Source organism: Acidovorax sp. GW101-11A03 (genome assembly GCF_059424825.1).
On the sequence record NZ_JBWKZU010000016.1, the window covers coordinates 23,095 to 39,952 of the forward strand.

Annotated in this window: 15 protein-coding genes; 5 read left to right on the forward strand and 10 right to left on the reverse strand. The window is 66.1% G+C overall.

The features are described 5' to 3' along the window. Positions 1-26 precede the first annotated feature (26 nt). On the reverse strand, positions 27-2,114 hold the full coding sequence (locus tag AC07Z7_RS09075; protein ID WP_494766073.1) for a protein kinase domain-containing protein: 2,088 nt from the start codon (positions 2,112-2,114) through the stop codon (positions 27-29). 678 nt (positions 2,115-2,792) lie between these two features. On the opposite strand from AC07Z7_RS09075, the gene AC07Z7_RS09080 reads away from it, so the two are divergent. Beyond that, entirely contained in the window at positions 2,793-3,275 is a 483-nt protein-coding gene (locus AC07Z7_RS09080; protein WP_056409670.1) for an Hcp family type VI secretion system effector, read from the forward strand. 250 nt (positions 3,276-3,525) lie between these two features. Here the strand turns inward: AC07Z7_RS09080 and AC07Z7_RS09085 are convergent. Further along, positions 3,526-4,676, reverse strand: a protein-coding gene (locus AC07Z7_RS09085) for an IS3 family transposase (RefSeq protein WP_494766074.1) whose coding sequence is annotated in 2 segments (ribosomal slippage) — positions 3,526-4,439 and positions 4,439-4,676 — 1,152 coding nt in all. Because the reading frame shifts where the segments join, the coding sequence is not laid out codon by codon here. A gap of 136 nt (positions 4,677-4,812) precedes the next feature. After that, a complete protein-coding gene (locus AC07Z7_RS09090) occupies positions 4,813-6,894 on the reverse strand; it encodes a putative bifunctional diguanylate cyclase/phosphodiesterase (RefSeq protein WP_494766075.1) in 2,082 nt (693 codons plus the stop codon). A 93-nt stretch (positions 6,895-6,987) separates the two neighbouring features. Here AC07Z7_RS09090 and dbpA point away from each other — a divergent pair, with 93 nt between their 5' ends. Next, positions 6,988-8,406: an ATP-dependent RNA helicase DbpA gene (gene dbpA, locus AC07Z7_RS09095; RefSeq protein ID WP_494766076.1), complete on the forward strand. Its 1,419-nt coding sequence runs from the start codon at positions 6,988-6,990 to the stop codon at positions 8,404-8,406. 173 nt (positions 8,407-8,579) lie between these two features. Here dbpA and AC07Z7_RS09100 read toward each other — a convergent pair whose 3' ends face one another. The 4 genes from AC07Z7_RS09100 to AC07Z7_RS09115 all read right to left on the reverse strand — a co-directional run bounded on the left by AC07Z7_RS09100 (position 8,580) and on the right by AC07Z7_RS09115 (position 12,130). Further along, positions 8,580-9,272 carry an ankyrin repeat domain-containing protein gene (locus AC07Z7_RS09100; protein WP_494766077.1) on the reverse strand — a complete coding sequence of 231 codons (693 nt, stop codon included), beginning with the start codon at positions 9,270-9,272 and terminating at the stop codon, positions 8,580-8,582. 41 nt (positions 9,273-9,313) lie between these two features. Further along, positions 9,314-9,808 carry a GlcG/HbpS family heme-binding protein gene (locus tag AC07Z7_RS09105; RefSeq protein WP_494766078.1) on the reverse strand — a complete coding sequence of 165 codons (495 nt, stop codon included), beginning with the start codon at positions 9,806-9,808 and terminating at the stop codon, positions 9,314-9,316. A 139-nt stretch (positions 9,809-9,947) separates the two neighbouring features. Next, positions 9,948-10,580: a response regulator transcription factor gene (locus tag AC07Z7_RS09110; protein WP_252661349.1), complete on the reverse strand. Its 633-nt coding sequence runs from the start codon at positions 10,578-10,580 to the stop codon at positions 9,948-9,950. Further along, the gene (locus AC07Z7_RS09115; RefSeq protein ID WP_252661348.1) at positions 10,577-12,130 is read right to left on the reverse strand and encodes a sensor histidine kinase; all 1,554 of its coding nucleotides are present in this window, start codon (positions 12,128-12,130) and stop codon (positions 10,577-10,579) included. The genes AC07Z7_RS09110 and AC07Z7_RS09115 overlap by 4 nt, the downstream gene beginning before the upstream one ends. 134 nt (positions 12,131-12,264) lie before the next feature. On the opposite strand from AC07Z7_RS09115, the gene AC07Z7_RS09120 reads away from it, so the two are divergent. Further along, positions 12,265-13,215: a cation diffusion facilitator family transporter gene (locus AC07Z7_RS09120; RefSeq protein WP_494766079.1), complete on the forward strand. Its 951-nt coding sequence runs from the start codon at positions 12,265-12,267 to the stop codon at positions 13,213-13,215. Beyond that, positions 13,212-13,664 (forward strand): D-aminoacyl-tRNA deacylase, encoded by a 453-nt coding sequence (gene dtd / locus AC07Z7_RS09125; protein ID WP_494766080.1) that lies wholly within the window; start codon positions 13,212-13,214, stop codon positions 13,662-13,664. Before AC07Z7_RS09120 ends, dtd begins: the two co-directional genes overlap by 4 nt. An 82-nt stretch (positions 13,665-13,746) precedes the next feature. Here the strand turns inward: dtd and AC07Z7_RS09130 are convergent, their stop codons facing one another. The 3 genes from AC07Z7_RS09130 to AC07Z7_RS09140 all read right to left on the reverse strand — a co-directional run bounded on the left by AC07Z7_RS09130 (position 13,747) and on the right by AC07Z7_RS09140 (position 16,138). Further along, a complete protein-coding gene (locus tag AC07Z7_RS09130; RefSeq protein WP_494766081.1) occupies positions 13,747-14,487 on the reverse strand; it encodes a sulfite exporter TauE/SafE family protein in 741 nt (246 codons plus the stop codon). Between the two features lie 171 nt (positions 14,488-14,658). Continuing rightward, the gene (gene ybeY, locus AC07Z7_RS09135) at positions 14,659-15,117 is read right to left on the reverse strand and encodes an rRNA maturation RNase YbeY (RefSeq protein WP_094289031.1); all 459 of its coding nucleotides are present in this window, start codon (positions 15,115-15,117) and stop codon (positions 14,659-14,661) included. 64 nt (positions 15,118-15,181) lie between these two features. Further along, positions 15,182-16,138 (reverse strand): PhoH family protein, encoded by a 957-nt coding sequence (locus AC07Z7_RS09140; protein ID WP_494766082.1) that lies wholly within the window; start codon positions 16,136-16,138, stop codon positions 15,182-15,184. Positions 16,139-16,230: 92 nt separating this feature from the next. Here AC07Z7_RS09140 and ruvA point away from each other — a divergent pair, with 92 nt between their 5' ends. Continuing rightward, positions 16,231-16,806 (forward strand): Holliday junction branch migration protein RuvA, encoded by a 576-nt coding sequence (gene ruvA / locus AC07Z7_RS09145; RefSeq protein ID WP_494766083.1) that lies wholly within the window; start codon positions 16,231-16,233, stop codon positions 16,804-16,806. The last annotated feature ends 52 nt before the right edge of the window (positions 16,807-16,858 follow it).

Sequence of the window (16,858 nt, forward strand, 5' to 3'; positions counted from 1 at the left end):
CAGCAGGTGTCGTCTGTGGGCTGGGGCTACTCGAACTGGTGGCTGATGACCACGGGTTCGCCTTTTTTCACCTGCACGGTCTTCACGACGGGCGCCGCAGCGGGGTTGTTCACCTCAATGCGATGGGACCCTTCAGGAAGCTCGATGTGGGTGAGTGGGGGAGTGGTGCCCAGCGAGCTGCCATTCACGGAAACTCTGCCCCAGGGGCTGATTCGGAGCACCACGCGCCCTACGTCGCCTACAGGCTTAGGCGGTGTCTTGGCGGGCGGGGCTGGTTCTGCGGAGGCTGTTGCCGACGCAGGGGGGAGGGCTGTTCTGGGCGCCGTGGACGTTGCCGCAGCGGCGGCAGCGGGAGGGGCTTGTATCGCGACCGCTGCCGGTACGGGGTGTTCGACAGCAGGGGCTGCGGCAGTGACTGTCGCGGCTGCCTCAGGTGCTACTTGCGTCTTGATGGCGGGCTCCTGGACTTCTATCCGGTCGAGGAGGGCCATGGCATCGCTGCGATGCATGCCAGCGGGATGGGCGCTCAGGTAGGCTTCCAGTGCGCTGACCGTACCTTTGGCTTGTGCTTCTTTCCAATGCTGGCTGTCCTGATTAAGTGCAACTCCTGCACCGCCCTTGTTCCCTGGATTGCCATGCGTGCCCCACCATGCGGCCAGCGTTACCGCGGCGGCGAGGGCAACAATGATTGCTGTCCACCGTATTGCTGCCGGGTGAGGCCCGGCTTGCCGGCGGCCGGCTTGCGTTACGGCGTCGTGGTGCGGGGTTTCAGGCCTTTTCTTGGTGGGGGGCGCTGAGTGTGTTGCTGCAGCGTCTGCAGGGGAAAGAGGCAGGACCGGGGGGGCTTCTTGATACGGCGGTGCCGTCGCTGGGATGGCGGTGAATTCCGGTTGCGCAGCCAAGGCCCTGGTGGCGGCGGTGTTCCCTTGGGGGGATGATTCCTGCAACCCTGGAATTGCTCCAAGGGGTGCTGCGGCAGCGTATTCTGCGAGCCCTTCAGACGGCAGAGGTGCACCAGCGGACGGTGTTTTACTCGGCAGATCCCAGGCCGCGAGATTTGTATTGGGTCCAGCGAAACTCGCGGCGACCGCGGCGTCGTTGTGCGCCGATGTTTGCGGCGTCACCATGACTGGAGCAGCATGCGGCTGCAGTGGTTGCGAGGTGGGCAAATGCGCAGCGGCGGATGGTGGTGTGGCTTGCCACGGCGCAGACATCGGTATGGTGAAAGTCGTGATGCCCAGAAGTTCCCTGAGGGCTGAGACCGTCTGTGGCCGGTCTTGGGGCTTTACCGCCAGTGCGCGCCCGACCCCTTGCAGGAACTGGGCAGAGTACCCGGGATAAGCCGCAGTCTGCAACGCTGCGACCGGGTCGTTGATCATGCGGGCAACAGATGTGGCCGGCGGTTTTCCGGTGATTGCCAGATAGAGCATGGCACCGATCTGGTAGATGTCCGTCCATGCGCCCTGGGGCATGGCGCCGTCGTCCACATACTGCTCGATGGGGGCGAATCCGGGCTTGAGCACCATCGTCAGGGCCTGCGTCATGTCCCCAATGATGCGGCGTGCCGCGCCGAAATCGAGCAGCACTGGCATTCCGGAGTTCTGCAGGAAAACATTGTCGGGTGCGATGTCCCGGTGGTAGCAATCTGCTGCATGCAGCATCTCCACCACATCCAGGACGGGGCCGATGATTGCTGCCAGCATGCGCTGGTTCATGCGTTCCTGTTGCGTGTTCAGAAACTCGCGGAGCGTTTGCCCCTCGTAGTGGCGCATCACCATATAGGCTGTGCCGTTGAGCTCGAAAAACCGATACACATGCACCAAGGCGGGGTGCGAGAACTTGGCCAAAAGGCGCGCCTCATTGATGAAGCTGCGCAAACCAGCATCGAACGCACCGCGGTGTTGGGAGCGCACGTGGATAGCATGGGACGATTTGCGCCCCGCCAGCGTTGCGGGCATGTACTCCTTGATGGCTACGATACGGTCCAGGCTGATATCTCTCGCCCGGTACACGATGCCAAAACCACCCTCGCCGATGACGTCGAGCAACCGGTACTCTCCGATCTGCACGCCAGGCGCCAGGCAATTGGCGGATCCTCCAACGGTGTCATTCATGGCGAGACGCCTCTGCTTTCATTCTTGGTTTACAGCTGGACTCAGTCTGCTGGCAAAGACATTTCCCTAGCGACAGCAGAAGAACGGACCGGCGGAGCGGCGCTGTTACTCGCCGTGGAGATCAAAACACCCAGACCGCTTGGCTTGGCTGATGATCAATGTCCTGGCGTTGCGCCGCACACCGGAACGACGTGCTGTTCGATGGGGTTGTTTGAGCAGACATCGCAACGCGTGGGAGCTGCCTTGTGCTGCTGGCCCAACTGCGAAATCGCGGGCGAGTCTAACGTGAAGGTTTTGCAAAAAGAGTCACAAAACGCGGCTTTTGAGGGCAAGAAACACACTGTTGCTTATGTTGCCCGGTTGCGCTCATTTGCTGTTACTTGAAACCCTTTTTTTCGTCCGGTCCACTTAACATCCGCCCGCAAACGAGCTTGCGAGGGAGGGGAATCAAAGCAAGCCTTTGCCAGCGGTGTGCCACGCCAGTGGCCCGTGTGTGCATGGCGGTCTCGGAAGGCGGGCGGCAATGGGCTGCTTTGCCTGAACGCGCACGTCCCCGTTGGCTTCATTCCTTTCCCAATCAGCTTGTCTGTGAGGCTCTGCATTCCCTGTGGAGCCTTGTATGTGGGCACTTTGCCCGAGCGAGTTGTTTTGCATTTTTGAACCAAGAAGAGGTACGTGATGACAGTCGCAATTTTTATGAAAGTGGAAGGTGCCAGCGGTGAGTCGAAGGACGCTGCGCACAAGGACTGGACCGATGTTGAGTCCTTCACCTGGGGCGTGACCCAGCCCCACTCCATGGCCAGCGGTGGTGGTGCCGGTGCCGGCAAAGCCGACTTCCAGAACCTGAACATCGTTGCCAACATCGACAAGTGCTACCCCGCCGTGCTGAAGCACTGCGCGACTGGCAAGCACTTGGGGCAAGTGGAAATCTCGATGTGCAAGGCTGGCGGCACACAGATCGAGTTCGGCAAGATCACGCTGACCGACGTTATGGTGACCAACGTCACCGTGAGCGGCACCAGCTCTGGCGATACCGTGGTGGTGAACTACGCCTTCCAGGCCGCCAAGATCAAGACCGAGTACTCCGAGCAGACCGCTCAGGGTGGCAAGGGCGCTACCAGCCAGATGGGTTTCAGTATCAAGGAAAACAAGGAAGCCTGATAGCCCGGGCCCCAGGGCCTTCGGTAGATCACGCGCAAGCACACACTGGCTGCGCAGCCTGAGGCTGCGTCTAAGGATGAGGATGCGGCTTTTTTTTTGTGCATGCCGGTGTCGCAACCCTGATTTGCACCGCTGAAACCGCACCTGCGGCCCGTCAATGAACACGGCCGCAGGCGGGTAGGTCTGCTGCTGAGAACTGAGTTGTTTAGGGCGGACTCAAGACCAACAAGACTGAATCGCCCCGGCATTCCTAGACACCGTTGAGCCGTTGGGAATGTCGCTGTTCGAACTCTACAGGGGATAGTCCTGCCGCCGATGAATGACGGCGCTGTGAGTTGTAGAACATTTCGATGTAGTTGAAGACGTCCGCTTTCGCATCATCACGGGTTGCATAGACCCGCCTGCGGATGCGTTCGCGCTTGAGCAGTTGGAAGAAGCTCTCGGCCACAGCGTTGTCGTGGCAGTTGCCACGCCGGCTCATGCTGCTGACTAGGTTGTGGTCGCGCAGAAAGGTCTGCCACTTGTGGCCGGTGAACTGACAGCCTTGATCGGAATGAACTATGACAGGTGCACGCGGCTGGCGGCGCCATAGCGCCATCAGCAGTGCATCGAGGACCAGGCTCGTGTCAATGCGGCTGCCCATGGACCAGCCCACTACCTGGCGTGAGAACAGATCGACCACAACCGCCAGGTACAGCCAGCCTTCGTGGGTTCGGATGTAGGTGATGTCAGTGACCCAGGACTGATTGGGCTCATCCACCTTGAACTGACGCTGCAGGTGGTTTGGCGCGACCACCGCGGGCTTACCGCCTCGCAGTCCAGGCCGGCGGCCGTAGCCCGTCTGCGATCGCAGACCTTCGATCTTGAGCAACCGCGCCACGCGATGCTTGCCGCAACGCTCGCCCAGGTCGCGCATGTCCAGCGTGAGCTTGCGGTAGCCGTAGACACCGCCACTCTCCAGCCATGCCTGCTTGAGCAAGCCCAGAAGCCTCTGGTCGTCCTTGGCCCGTGGACTTTGCGGCGCTGCCTTCCACGCGTAGTAGCCGCTGGGGTGTAGCTGCATCACCTTGCACATGCGCCGCACGCTGTGTTCCTGCGCATGCTGCTTGATGAACGCGTACCTCACCCGGACTGCCTGGCAAAGTACGCGGCGGCTTTTTTTAGGATGTCACGCTCCTCGGTCACGCGCTTGAGTTCAGCCTTCAGCCGCCGCAGCTCCTCAGTCTGGGACGTCTGCATCTGTCGTTCTGGCGCAGGCACCGAATAGACCTTGATCCACTTGTACAGGCTGTGCTGGCTCACGCCGATCCGGGCAGATACATCGGCCACCCGGTGGCCTCGCTCCGTGATCTGCTTGACCGCTTCGATCTTGCATTCTTCGGGATATGGCTGCTTTGTCATGGCACCTCCTATTGGGCCTCAGGTTTGAGGCTCGAAGGTGTCTAGTTCAGCCGGGGCGATTCAGCTAACATTCAGCCTTGAGACGAAGCAGGGGATGACCGGCCTTGTGCTGGTTGAACAGTCCGACGCTGTCGCTTCACAGGCCTGAGCCCGGAGCATTCCGCAACCAGCGCTCCGTGGCCTCGGCGTCCAGGGGGGCGGACACCACAAACCCCTGAATCAAGTCACACCCCAGCCCCGCCAGCAGATCGATCTGTGCCTGCGTCTCCACCCCTTCGGCCACGGTTTTGAGCTGCAGGCTGCGGCCCATCTGGATGATGGCGGTGACGATGGCCACGTCGTCGGAGTTGCCGGGGGTGTCGGCCACGAAGGAGCGGTCGATCTTGAGCTTGTCGATGGGGTAGCGCTTGAGATAGGCCAGCGATGAATAGCCCGTGCCGAAGTCGTCAATGGAGATGCCCACGCCCAGGGCCTTGAGGGCGTTGAGGGTGCCCAGCACCTGGCCGGTCTGGTGCATGAGCACGGATTCCGTCAGCTCGATCTCCAGGTACTGGGGCGCGAGGCCGGTTTCGAGCAGGACGGCGGCGATTTCAGCGGCCACGTCGCGCTGGCGGAATTCCAGGGCCGAGAAGTTCACGGCCATGGGCACCAGGGCCAGGCCCTGGTCCTGCCAGGCCTTGAGCTGACGGCAGGCCTCGCGCATCACCCAGCGGCCGATGGGGGTGATGAGGCCGCGCGATTCCGAGAAGGTGATGAATTCGTCCGGGCCCACCAGCCCGCGCTCCGGGTGGCGCCAGCGCACCAGCGCCTCCAGGCCCTGCAGCGTGCCGTCGGCCAGGCAGATCTGGGGCTGGTAGTGCAGAACGAAGTGGTTGTGGGCAATGGCCTCGCGCAGCTGACGCTCTTGCTGCAGCACGTCCAGTGCGCTGGCATCCATGCTGGAGACATAGAACTGGCGGTTGCCGCGCCCGCTTTCCTTGGCGTGGTGCATGGCCGCATCGGCGCAGCGCAGCAGCACATCGGCGCTGCCGCCATGGTCCGGGAAGAGGCTGATGCCGATGGAGGGCGAGATGGTGAGCGGCAGCTGGTCCACCGTGAACACGCCGTGCATGGATGCCAGCAGCTTGTCGGCCACCATGGCAACGTCGTCCTGGTTTTGCACGTCGGTCAGCACCACCACAAACTCGTCGCCGCCCAGACGCGCCACCACGTCGGCATCGCGCACGCCCTGGCGCAGGCGCTCGGCCACGTTGCGCAGCAGCTGGTCGCCTGCGTGGTGGCCCAGCGAGTCGTTCACGGTCTTGAAATGGTCCAGGTTCACAAACAGCACGGCCACAGAGCCATGGCGCCTGCGCGCCAGCGACAGCACCTGCGACAGCTGCTCCATGAGGAAATGCCGGTTGGGCAGCTGCGTGAGGGTGTCGTGCAGGGCGATGAAGGCCTCGCGCTCCTGCGCCTGCTTGCGGGCGGTGATGTCGCGCACCACCACGATGCGGTAGTCGGCGTGGTGCAGGGGCATGGTCTTGCCCACCACCTCGACGGGGATGGCGTGGCCATCCTTGTGGCAGATGGTGACCTCGTACGGGTCCTCCCGGCCGCTGCGGGTGTATTCGAGCGCCGTGGCGCGCCATTCGGGGCTGATGAAGTTGAAGATCGACAGGCCGATGACTTCCTGCAGGCTGTAGCCCGTGAGCCGGGTGAGTGCCTCGTTGCCGTCGGTGATGAGGCCGTCGCGGTGGAACACGATGGCTTCGTCCGTGGCCTCGGTGAACTTGCGCATGCGCTCTTCGCTCTGACGCACCTCGCGCTCCGCGCGCCAGCGCTCAGTGATGTCGGTGATGAGCACGAACGAGCCGAGCTGCTGCTCCGCGTCGCCAAAATGCGGGATCAGGGTGACCTCGATCATCCGCGTCTCACCGTTGGGCAGGGTCTGCTCGCGGGTGTACTTCACGCGCGCGCCCTGCGCGCAGCGCTCCACATGCGGCTCGATCGCCTGCCAGGCCTTGTCGCCAATGGCCTCCTGCACGGTCAGGCCCAGGATGGATTCGGTGCTGTGGCCGTTGTAGGCAGCGTAGCCCTGGTTGGCAAACTGGCAGCGCAGGCCGGGCAGGTCGTAGTAGGCCATCAGCGCCGGCACTGAGTCGGCGATCAGGCGCAGCAGCGAGTCGCTGGAGCCTCCCTGGCCCGGGGCGTTGGCTGCATTGGATGAATCTGGCATGTCCCACTCGGTGCGTGTCCGATGGTTATAGCCGATACCCCTGACGGGGGCGTAAGGTAGTTGCCCGGATACCCCGGGCCGGATAATCGGGCCATGACCTCCAAAGAAACCCCCGCCAGCACCGATTTCCGCACGCTGGCCCTGAGCCCCGCCATGCTGGCCAACCTGCAGCAGCTGGGCTACACCACCATGACCCCCATCCAGGCCGCCAGCCTGCCACCCGCGCTGCTGGGCAAGGACCTGATCGCCCAGGCCAGCACCGGCAGCGGCAAGACGGCCGCGTTTGCGCTGGCGCTGCTGGCCAACCTCAACCCCCGCCGCTTTGCGGTGCAGGCCCTGGTGCTGTGCCCCACGCGCGAGCTGGCCGACCAGGTGACCACCGAGATCCGCCGCCTGGCGCGCGCCGAGGAGAACATCAAGGTCGTGACCCTGTGCGGTGGCGTGCCGCTGCGCGGCCAGATGCTGAGCCTGGAGCATGGTGCGCACATCGTGGTGGGCACACCCGGCCGGGTGATGGACCACCTGGAGCGCCAGCACCTGACGCTGGAGGCGCTGAACACCCTGGTGCTGGACGAAGCCGACCGCATGCTCGACATGGGCTTCTTCGACGACATCGTGACCGTGGCGCGCCAGTGCCCCAAAGAGCGCCAGACCCTGTTGTTCTCGGCCACCTACCCCGAAGGCATCGCCAAACTGAGCGCCCAGTTCATGAAGTCGCCCGAGCAGATCACCGTGCAGGCCCAGCATGCCGAGGGCAAGATCGAGCAGCGCTGGTACGAGGTGAAGAACAGCGAGCGCCTGCATGTGGTGTCGCAACTGCTCAACCACTTCCGCCCCGACTCGTCCATTGCGTTCTGCAACACCAAGCAGCAGTGCCGCGACCTGGTGGGCGTGCTGCAGGCGCAGGGTTTCAGCGCGCTGGCGCTGTTTGGTGAGCTGGAGCAGCGCGAGCGCGACCAGGTGCTGGTGCAGTTTGCCAACAAGAGTTGCTCGGTGCTGGTGGCCACCGATGTGGCGGCGCGCGGCCTCGATATCGCCAATCTGGCAGCTGTCATCAACGTGGACGTGACGCCCGACCCCGAGGTGCACATCCACCGCATCGGCCGCACCGGTCGGGGCGATGCCGAAGGCCTGGCGCTGAACCTGGCCAGCATGGACGAGATGGGCAGCGTGGGCAAGATCGAGCAGCTGCAGGGCCGCGAGTCGCGCTGGTTCCCGCTGGCCGACCTCACGCCTACGGGCAACGGCCCGCTGGTGCCGCCCATGATCACCATCCAGATCATCGGGGGCCGCAAGGAGAAGATCCGCGCGGGCGATGTGCTGGGCGCGCTGACCGGCGACATGGGCTACACCCGCGAGCAGGTGGGCAAGATCAATGTGAACGACTTCTCGACCTACGTGGCCGTGGACCGTGCGATTGGCGCGCAGGCCGTGCAGCGGCTCAACAGTGGGCGCGTCAAGGGCAAGAGCGTGAAGGCGCGCCTGGTGCTGGGCAATGAAAGCTTTGAATGAAATTGGCCGTTACCGCTCGTCCAGTAAGCCTGAGCAGCTATTGATTTGATACTGCTTGGGCCGGGTGGCGCGGTGCAGCGCAACCGTTCACAGATTGTGCGCAGGCCGTGGGTCCAGGGGCGTGTCGGGTCACGAACTGCGGGCTCGCCCGGTGCTTTCGCCAACCCCGCCCCTCACTTGACCGCGCCCGCCGCCTGCAGCATCTGCACCATGGCGCCGTAGCCCCGCTGGCGTGCCAGCTGCAGGGGCGTGTTGCCCTGCCGGTCGGTCAGTGCGTGGCTGGCGCCCGCCTGCAGCAACGCCTGCAGCGTGGCCTGGTGGCGCGGGCCGCCGTTGCCCAGCACGATGGATTCGATGAGCGCCGTCCAGTGCAGGTTGTTCACATGGTCCAGCGGCGCCCCGGCGGCAATCAGCTGGCGCACCACGCCGTCGTGCCCCAGGTGTGCGGCGGCGATCAGGGCCGTGCCGTCGTAGCGGCTGGTCACCTGTTTGGCGCTGGCGCCCAGTTGCAGCAGCAGGCGCAGCGTGGCTTCGTCGTCGGCCACGGCGGCGATGGTCACGGCGTCGTAGCGGTCGTTCTCCAGCGCATTCAGGTCGGCCCCGGCCTGGGCAAGGGCGCGGATGGCATCGGCCTGCCGGGCAAAGGTCGCCACATGCAGTGGCGTGCGGCCGTAGCCATCGCGGGCATTCACGTCGGCCCTTGCCGCGATCAGCTTGGCAAGCGCGGGCATATCGCCCCGCGCCGCAGCGGCATGCAGGCCCTGGTAGGCAGCGGTTTCGGCCGCCGTGGGAGGCACCTGGGCCTGGGCAGTGGTGGCGTAGGCCAGTGACGCGGCCAATGCGAATACAAGGTTCCAGGGCTTCATGGGGACCTCCGATAACTCGCGTTGCGGGTGAGGGCGGCTGATTACTTCAGCAAGTCCTGCACCTTGGCGATGCCCGCCACGGCGCACTGCTCGTCCAGGTGGCCGCCGGGTGCACCGCCCACACCCACGGCGCCGATGACTTCGTTCCCCACCTTCACGGGCACGCCGCCGCCCAGCAGCAGGTAGCCGGGGATGTTGACCAGGTTGGCCGCTGCGGGGTTCTTCTGTGCGCCTTCCATCATGGCCAGCGTGGTGTTCTTGGCCGATGCCGAGGTGTAGGCCTTCAGGCGGCTGGCTTCCAGCGTGTGCGGGCCGGCATTGTCGGCGCGCTGCACTGCGCGCACGGTGCCCGCGCGGTCCACCACGGTGGCGGTGACGTTGTAGCCGTTGGCGGTGCAGGTGGCCACGGTTTGCGCGGCGATCTGCGTGGCCAGGTCCAGCGACATGTTCTTTTCGGTGCGCACGCCTTCGGCGCTGGCAGCGGTGGCGATCAGGGACAGGGTGAGGGCGGCGGCGGATGCGAGGCGGTTGTGCATGGTGTTCTCCGGTGTTTTTGAGATCGGTGCCACCCTTTGTGGCGCCGTGGGAGAACTGTAAAAATTGGCGCCGTTTTCAGCCATTCGGGCGGCTACGCGCGGGCCTCCGTAAAACTACGGAAGGCCTTTGCAGACTGATTCAGGATGCCGCATCCACCAGCGCCGCATACCGCCGGATCAGCTGCGCCAGCGACTCCGCCCCCAGCTTGGCAAACAGGTTGGCGCGGTGTGTTTCCACCGTGCGCGGGGAGAGTTCGAGCGCTCGGCCGATTTCCTTGTTGGTCAGCCCCTCCACGATCAGCCCCAGCACCTCGCGCTCACGGGCCGAGAGCTGCGCAAAACGCTCGCGCGCCTGCTGGTCGGCCTGGTGGCGCTCGCGCGAGCGCACATGCTGGCGCACGGCGTTTTGCAGGGCCTCGATCAGCACTTCGTCGTCCACCGGCTTTTCCAGGAACTCGGCCGCACCGGTCTTGAACGCGCGGCGGCACATCTCCACCGTGCCGTGGCCGGTGAGCAAAATCACGGGCTGGTCCACACCCTGCGCCAGCAGCTGCTCCAGCACCGTCAGGCCGCTGATGCCGGGCATGCGCACATCGAGCACGATGGCGCCGATGCTGGCGCGGTCAAACCCGGCCATGAAGGACTGCGGGTCGGCCCAGGCCTGCACGCGCAGGCCCACGGTGCTGATGAGCAGGGAGAGGCCCTCGCGCACGGCGGCATCGTCGTCCACCAGGTGGATCAGGGGAGAGAGGGAGTGGGCGGCGTCGGTCATGGCATGGAGGAGGGCGCGGGCGTGTCGGGCGCCGCAGGCAGCACGAGCAGGAATTCCGCGCCCCGCACGGCGGGGTCGGCGGGCGCCAGGGCCAGGCTGGCGCCCATGGCCTGGGCCAGGCTCTCGCACAGCGTGAGGCCCAGCCCCAGCCCACCGCTGCGCGTGGTGTAGAACGGCTCGAACAGGTGCGCGCGCGCCTCGGGCGGCACGCCGGGGCCGTGGTCGCGCACCGACAGGGCTCCATGCGCGGCGTCCGGCATCCACAGGCGCAGCGCCAGCTGGCGCTCGGCCTGGGGCACCTGGTCCAGCGCCTGCAGCGCGTTCATCAGCAGGTTGTGCACGATCTGCTGCAGGGCCACGGGCTCGGCCAGCACGGCGGGCAGGTCGGGCGCGATGGACACCGTGGGTGCCACGCCGCGCTGCGCCATCTCGGGCTCCAGCAGGTGCAGCACATCCTGCACGGCGGTGGCCAGCGCCAGCGGCTGGGCCTGGCCCGCCAGTTCAGGGCGCTCCACCAGGCGGCGCAGGCGGCCCACCACGGTGGATGCGCGGCGCGCTTGCTCCACGGCGCGGGCCATGGCGGTCTGCGCGGTGTCGATATCGGGCGGGTCGTCGGCCAGCAGGCGCTGGGCGGCCTGTGTGCTTGACAGCAGTGCGGTCAGCGGCTGGTTCAGCTCGTGGGCCATGCCCGCCGCCAGCTCGCCCAGCGTGTTCAGCCGCGCCACCTGGCCCAGGCGCAGCAGCTCCTCGGCCCGCTGGCGCGCAATGCGCTGGCGCCACCAGGCCAGGCCACCGCCCCACAGCGCGGCGGTGAACACGCACCAGCCCAGCATGGCCAGCCAGGGCAGCTCGGCCAGCCCCACCGTGCGCCGCGCCACCACATCCAGCGGCTGGCTGGGTGCGGCCAGCAGTTTGTGGAAGGCATACGACCAGCCCAACCCCTCGCCCACGCGGCCCGGCTGCACCACAAAGGCGGCGGCGCCCTGTTCCAGGGTGACCCGCACCGGGCTGGTGGCCATGTCCATCGGCCATTCGTCCTGCGGCACGGTGGCGCGCAGGTCGATCTGCAGCGCGTGGCTGGCCGGGGTGCTGGCCAGCACCAGATGGAAGCGGCCGGCGGGCAGGTCCACCAGCGCCATCTCGGCATGCCCGGAGCGGCGCGAGGCGGCCTCGGCCGCCGAGAGCGGCGCCTGCAGTGCGCCCGGCCAGCCTCCCTCGCCTCCCTCACCCGCGCCCCCGGGCCGCTGCAGCACCGACAGGATCTGCGGGTATACCGAGGGCAGGCGGGGCAGGGTGGCATCGGCTGCACTGCCCTGGTCGGGCGCCGAGGGCTGCAGCAGGGCCAGGGTGGCGAGGATCGCGTCGTGCTGCACCACACGCTGGCTGAGCAGCCGGTGCACGATGCGCGCGTCGGTCTCGAACGCTGCGTGCAGCTGCTGCAGGCGGTTGAGCGCCAGCCAGCTGCACCCCGCGCAGGCGACCAACGCCCACACCACCAGGCTGGGCAGGTGGGGCGTATGTCGCAACAGAGGGCGCCAGGCGGGGAGCATGCGCGGATTCTGGCATGGGGGCTGCACAGGGCATCCCCCCCGCAGCCGGGGGGGGGATCGCTGGCTGAACAGAGCTTAAGGTGGCTCTGGTGTAATTCCCGACACGACTGCTGCCGCTCCTTCGCGCCCCCTCCATGTCCGCTGCTGCTCCCACATCCCACCCCTGGCTCTCGCCCCGCAACCTGCTGTGGGCCTCGGTGGCCGTGGCGGTGGTCACCATCGCGCTCAAGACCTTGGCCTGGGTGGTCACGGGCTCGGTGGGCTTGCTGTCGGACGCGATGGAGTCCTTCGTGAACCTGGCCAGCGCCATGTTTGCGCTGGCCATGGTGACGGTGGCGGCACGGCCAGCCGATGACGACCACCCCTACGGCCACCACAAGGCTGAATACTTTTCTTCGGGGTTCGAGGGCATCCTCATCATGGGCGTGTCGGCAGGCATCCTGTGGGCGGCGGGGCACAGCCTGTTCGACCCGCAGCCCATCGAGCAGGTGGGCTGGGGCCTGGGCCTGTCGGTGCTCAGCTCGGCCCTCAACGGGCTGCTGGCCTGGGTGATGTTCCGCTCGGCACGCGAGCACCGCTCCATCGCGCTGGAGGCCGATGCCCGCCACCTGGTCACGGATGTGTGGACCTCGGCCGGTGTGCTGGTGGGCATCGCGGGCGCGGCCCTGACCGGCTGGCTGTGGCTGGATGCCGTGGCGGCGATTGCCGTGGCCCTGAACATTCTGAAAGAAGGCGTGGAGCTGGTGTGGCGGTCGTCCCAGGGCCTCATGGATTCGGCGGTCGAGCCAGAGGTGCAGGCCACCATCGACGCCACGCTGCAACAGTTTGTGGCGGCCCAGGCACCGGGCGCCGTGCGGTTCGACCATGTCTCCACCCGCCGCGCGGGCCAGCGCCAGTTTGTGGACATGCACCTGCACATGCCCGCCGACTGGACCCTGCGCCACGCCGCCGAATTGCGTGGTCAGGTGGAGCGCGCGCTGATGACCGCCGTGCCCGGCCTGCGTGCCACCATCGAGCTGCTGCCCAGCGACGTGGAAGCGCATTTTGACGACCCCCGTGACGATGTGAAGGAAGCCGTGAAGTGATCAGTGTTTTGCAACGTGTGCGCGAGGCGCGCGTGGAAGTGGACGGGCAGACCGTGGGCGCCATCGGCGCGGGCCTTTTGGTGCTGGTGTGTGCCGAACGCGGCGACACCGAGGCCGAGGCCGACAAGCTGCTGGCCAAGCTCCTCAAGCTGCGCATCTTTTCGGACGAAGCGGGCAAGATGAACAAAAGCGTGCAGGACATAGGCGGCGGCCTGCTGCTGGTGAGCCAGTTCACCCTGGCCGCCGACACCACCGGGGGCAACCGCCCCAGCTTCACCCAGGCCGCTGCACCCGACGAGGGGCGCCGCCTGTACGACTACTTTGTCGCCCAGGCCCGCCAGGCCCATCCCGTGGTGGCCACGGGCCAGTTTGCGGCCGACATGCAGGTGCACCTGGTCAACGACGGGCCGGTGACCATACCGCTGCGCATCGCGCCAGCAGTGGCTTGATGGTTGTCAAAATTAATAGCTGAAACCGATTGATGGACGCGCGGTAGCAGCCATTTTGGCCCGTTGTTCCAGCCCGGGTAGGCTATTGCCGCCAGAAGAACAGCCCCGCCATAACCAGCCCCGTCAGCACAATGCCGCCGCGCAGCCAGTCGGCCGGAATGCGCCGCGCCACGCGTGCACCGCCATAGCCGCCTGCGGTGGCTGCCACCATCATCATCAGCGCCGCTGGCCACTGCACCACGCCACCGGCCGCGTAGATCGCGACGGCAATGGCGGTGAGCAGTGCCGACACCCAGTTCTTGAGGCCGTTCATGGCGTTCAGGTTGGTCTGCCCCAGCAGGCCGAACAGCGCCAGCAGCAGGATGCCCAGCCCTCCGTTGAAGTACCCGCCATAGGCCGCCACCGCCAGCACGCCCACGGTGGCCTTGGCGGCGGACGGTGTGCCGCCCGCCAGCATCCGGCGCAACTGCGGCCCGAACGCAAACAACGCCGTGGCCGCCAGCAGCAGCCAGGGCACTACGCGGCGGAAAGTGGCATCGGGCGTGACCAGCAGCAGCGCCGCCCCCGCCGCGCCACCGATGAGCGACAACACCACCAGCAGCCGCATCGACAGCCCCGGCGGCGGCGCGGTGTCCTCCCGGAACCCCCAGGCCCCCGCCACGTAACCCGGCAGCAGCGCCACCGTGCCCGTGGCATTGGCGACCACCGGCGGCACGCCGATGAAGACGAGGGCGGGCAGCGTCAGAAAGCTGCCGCCACCGGCGACGGCATTGAGAGCGCCGGCGACGAAGGCGGCGGTGAGCAGCAGGGCGGTTTCGAACATGTCTCGGGTCGGAAGATGGCGGCACAGGCGCTAGGCCTTCCGATGGTAGTGACTGTGGCGCGGCTATCCGGCATGGAACCGGCCGCCGCCGCACAAAGGTGTTTTGCCCAAAAGGGGGGCAAAAATGGCCATGTCACCCCCTGCCGTGTGGGCCACATGGACGTGCAATGGCTATTGCGCGTACGGGTCTGCAAAGCCCAGCTCTTGCAGGATGGCCGTCTCGTACGCCTCCATCTCCTCGGCATCGGCCTCGCTGGTCTCGTGGTCCCAGCCCTGGGCGTGCAGCGTGCCATGCACCAGCATGTGGGCGTAGTGCTCTTCCAGGCTCTTGTTCTGCTCTTTCGCTTCGCGCTCGATCACCGGGGCGCAGAGCACCAGGTCGGCCGTCACCACGGGCTCCTGGGTGTAGTCGAACGTGAGCACGTTGGTGGCGTAGTCCTTGTGGCGGTACTCGCGGTTGAGCTGCTGGCCTTCGTCGGCACCCACGATGCGCACGGTGATCTCTGCGTCGGTGGCCAGGGCGTGGCGGATCCAGCGCGTGACCTTGTGGCGCGGGAGCACGGCGCGGTGTGCTGCCGCGCCGTCAAAGGCGCCGAACTGCAGCGACAGGGAGAGTTGGTTCAATGGCATTGTGAGGATTTTTGGGCTGCTGCCGCCTAACAGGCAAGGCTTGTCAGCTATAAAAATAATAGCTCTACTCGCGACTGCGCGTAGCTGCAGCGCGGCGAGGGGCATCGTAGGCGTCCACGATGCGGGCGACCAGCGGGTGGCGCACCACGTCGGCGCTGGTGAAATGGGTGACGGCGATGCCCTTGACGCGTTTCAAAACCCGTTCGGCGTCCACCAGGCCGCTCATCGCGCCCTTGGGCAGGTCGATCTGGCTCACGTCGCCCGTGACCACGGCGCGCGAGCCGAAGCCGATGCGGGTGAGGAACATCTTCATCTGTTCGGGCGTGGTGTTCTGGGCCTCGTCCAGGATCACGAAGGCGTTGTTCAGCGTGCGCCCGCGCATAAAGGCCAGTGGCGCGATCTCGATGGCGTTGCGCTCGAAGGCCTTTTGCACCTTATCGTGCCCCATCAGTTCGTACAGCGCGTCGTACAGCGGGCGCAGGTAGGGGTCCACCTTCTGCGCCAGATCGCCGGGCAGGAAGCCCAGGCGCTCGCCCGCCTCCACGGCCGGGCGGGTCAGCACGATGCGCTGCACGCCGCTGCGCTCCAGGGCATCCACGGCGCTGGCGACGGCAAGGTACGTCTTGCCCGTGCCTGCGGGGCCGATGCCGAAGGTGATGTCGTGCGTGGCGATGTTCTGCAGGTACAGGTTCTGTGTGGGCGTGCGCCCGCGCAGGTCGGCCCGGCGCGTGTTGAGCACGATGGCGTCGTCCGGCGCTTCCAGCAGCTCGCTGTCGCCTGCCAGCATCAGCTGGATATGGTCTTCGGGGATGGGGCGCTCGGCCATTTCGTAGAGGGCCTGCAGCAGCTCCATGGCCTGCGTGGCCTTGGCCTTGGGGCCGTCCACCTTGAACTGTTCGTGCCGGTGCGCAATGCTGACCTGCAGCGCCTCTTCGATGGTGCGCAGGTGGGCGTCGGCCGGGCCACACAGGTGGGTGAGCCGGGTGTTGTTGTGGGGAGTGAAGGTGTGGCGCAGGATCACGCTGATAATTCCCGTCAGGCAATAGAAACGGCCACATGACGAGGCCACGCGGCAGTGCCGCGCGGCAGGCCAGCGTCGGCAAAAGGACATCAATGATAGGCAAATTGACCGGCACCCTGCTGGAGAAGAATCCCCCCGAGGTGCTGCTGGACTGCCACGGCGTCGGCTATGAGGTGAATGTGCCCATGAGCACCTTCTACAACCTGCCCGCCGTGGGCGAACGTGTGAGCCTGCTCACCCAGTTCATTGTGCGCGAGGACGCGCAGCTGCTGTATGGTTTTGGCACGGCGCAGGAGCGCCAGGCGTTTCGGGAGCTGATCAAGATATCGGGCGTGGGCCCGCGCACCGCGCTGTCCATCCTGAGCGGCATGGGCGTGGGCGACCTGGCCCAGGCCATCTCGCTGCAGGAGGCGGGGCGCCTGGTCAAAGTGCCCGGCATCGGCAAGAAGACGGCCGAGCGCCTGTTGCTGGAACTCAAGGGCAAGCTGGGCGCAGACATGGGCGCAGTGCGTGGCGCTGCCACCAGCGATGCGCAGGCCGACATCCTGCAGGCGCTGTTGGCTTTGGGCTACAACGACAAAGAGGCGGCGGCGGCGCTCAAGGCGCTGCCTGCGGAGGTGGGGGTGAGTGACGGTATTAAGCTGGCACTGAAGGCACTGGCGCGCTGATAATTGCGTCCCGACCAAGCCTTGGAGCTGCGCGAGCATGGCACTCTAGCCC

What these genes read in the sequence shown, in the direction of transcription:
- AC07Z7_RS09120 (WP_494766079.1), top strand. Translation starts at nt 12,265, where the DNA reads ATGTCCGCTGCTGCTCCCACATCCCACCCCTGGCTCTCGCCCCGCAAC.
- AC07Z7_RS09075 (WP_494766073.1), bottom strand. Translation starts at nt 2,114, where the DNA reads ATGAATGACACCGTTGGAGGATCCGCCAATTGCCTGGCGCCTGGCGTG.
- AC07Z7_RS09105 (WP_494766078.1), bottom strand. Translation starts at nt 9,808, where the DNA reads ATGCACAACCGCCTCGCATCCGCCGCCGCCCTCACCCTGTCCCTGATC.
- ruvA (WP_494766083.1), top strand. Translation starts at nt 16,231, where the DNA reads ATGATAGGCAAATTGACCGGCACCCTGCTGGAGAAGAATCCCCCCGAG.
- AC07Z7_RS09080 (WP_056409670.1), top strand. Translation starts at nt 2,793, where the DNA reads ATGACAGTCGCAATTTTTATGAAAGTGGAAGGTGCCAGCGGTGAGTCG.
- dbpA (WP_494766076.1), top strand. Translation starts at nt 6,988, where the DNA reads ATGACCTCCAAAGAAACCCCCGCCAGCACCGATTTCCGCACGCTGGCC.
- AC07Z7_RS09115 (WP_252661348.1), bottom strand. Translation starts at nt 12,130, where the DNA reads ATGCTCCCCGCCTGGCGCCCTCTGTTGCGACATACGCCCCACCTGCCC.
- AC07Z7_RS09130 (WP_494766081.1), bottom strand. Translation starts at nt 14,487, where the DNA reads ATGTTCGAAACCGCCCTGCTGCTCACCGCCGCCTTCGTCGCCGGCGCT.
- ybeY (WP_094289031.1), bottom strand. Translation starts at nt 15,117, where the DNA reads ATGCCATTGAACCAACTCTCCCTGTCGCTGCAGTTCGGCGCCTTTGAC.
- AC07Z7_RS09090 (WP_494766075.1), bottom strand. Translation starts at nt 6,894, where the DNA reads ATGCCAGATTCATCCAATGCAGCCAACGCCCCGGGCCAGGGAGGCTCC.
- AC07Z7_RS09110 (WP_252661349.1), bottom strand. Translation starts at nt 10,580, where the DNA reads ATGACCGACGCCGCCCACTCCCTCTCTCCCCTGATCCACCTGGTGGAC.
- AC07Z7_RS09100 (WP_494766077.1), bottom strand. Translation starts at nt 9,272, where the DNA reads ATGAAGCCCTGGAACCTTGTATTCGCATTGGCCGCGTCACTGGCCTAC.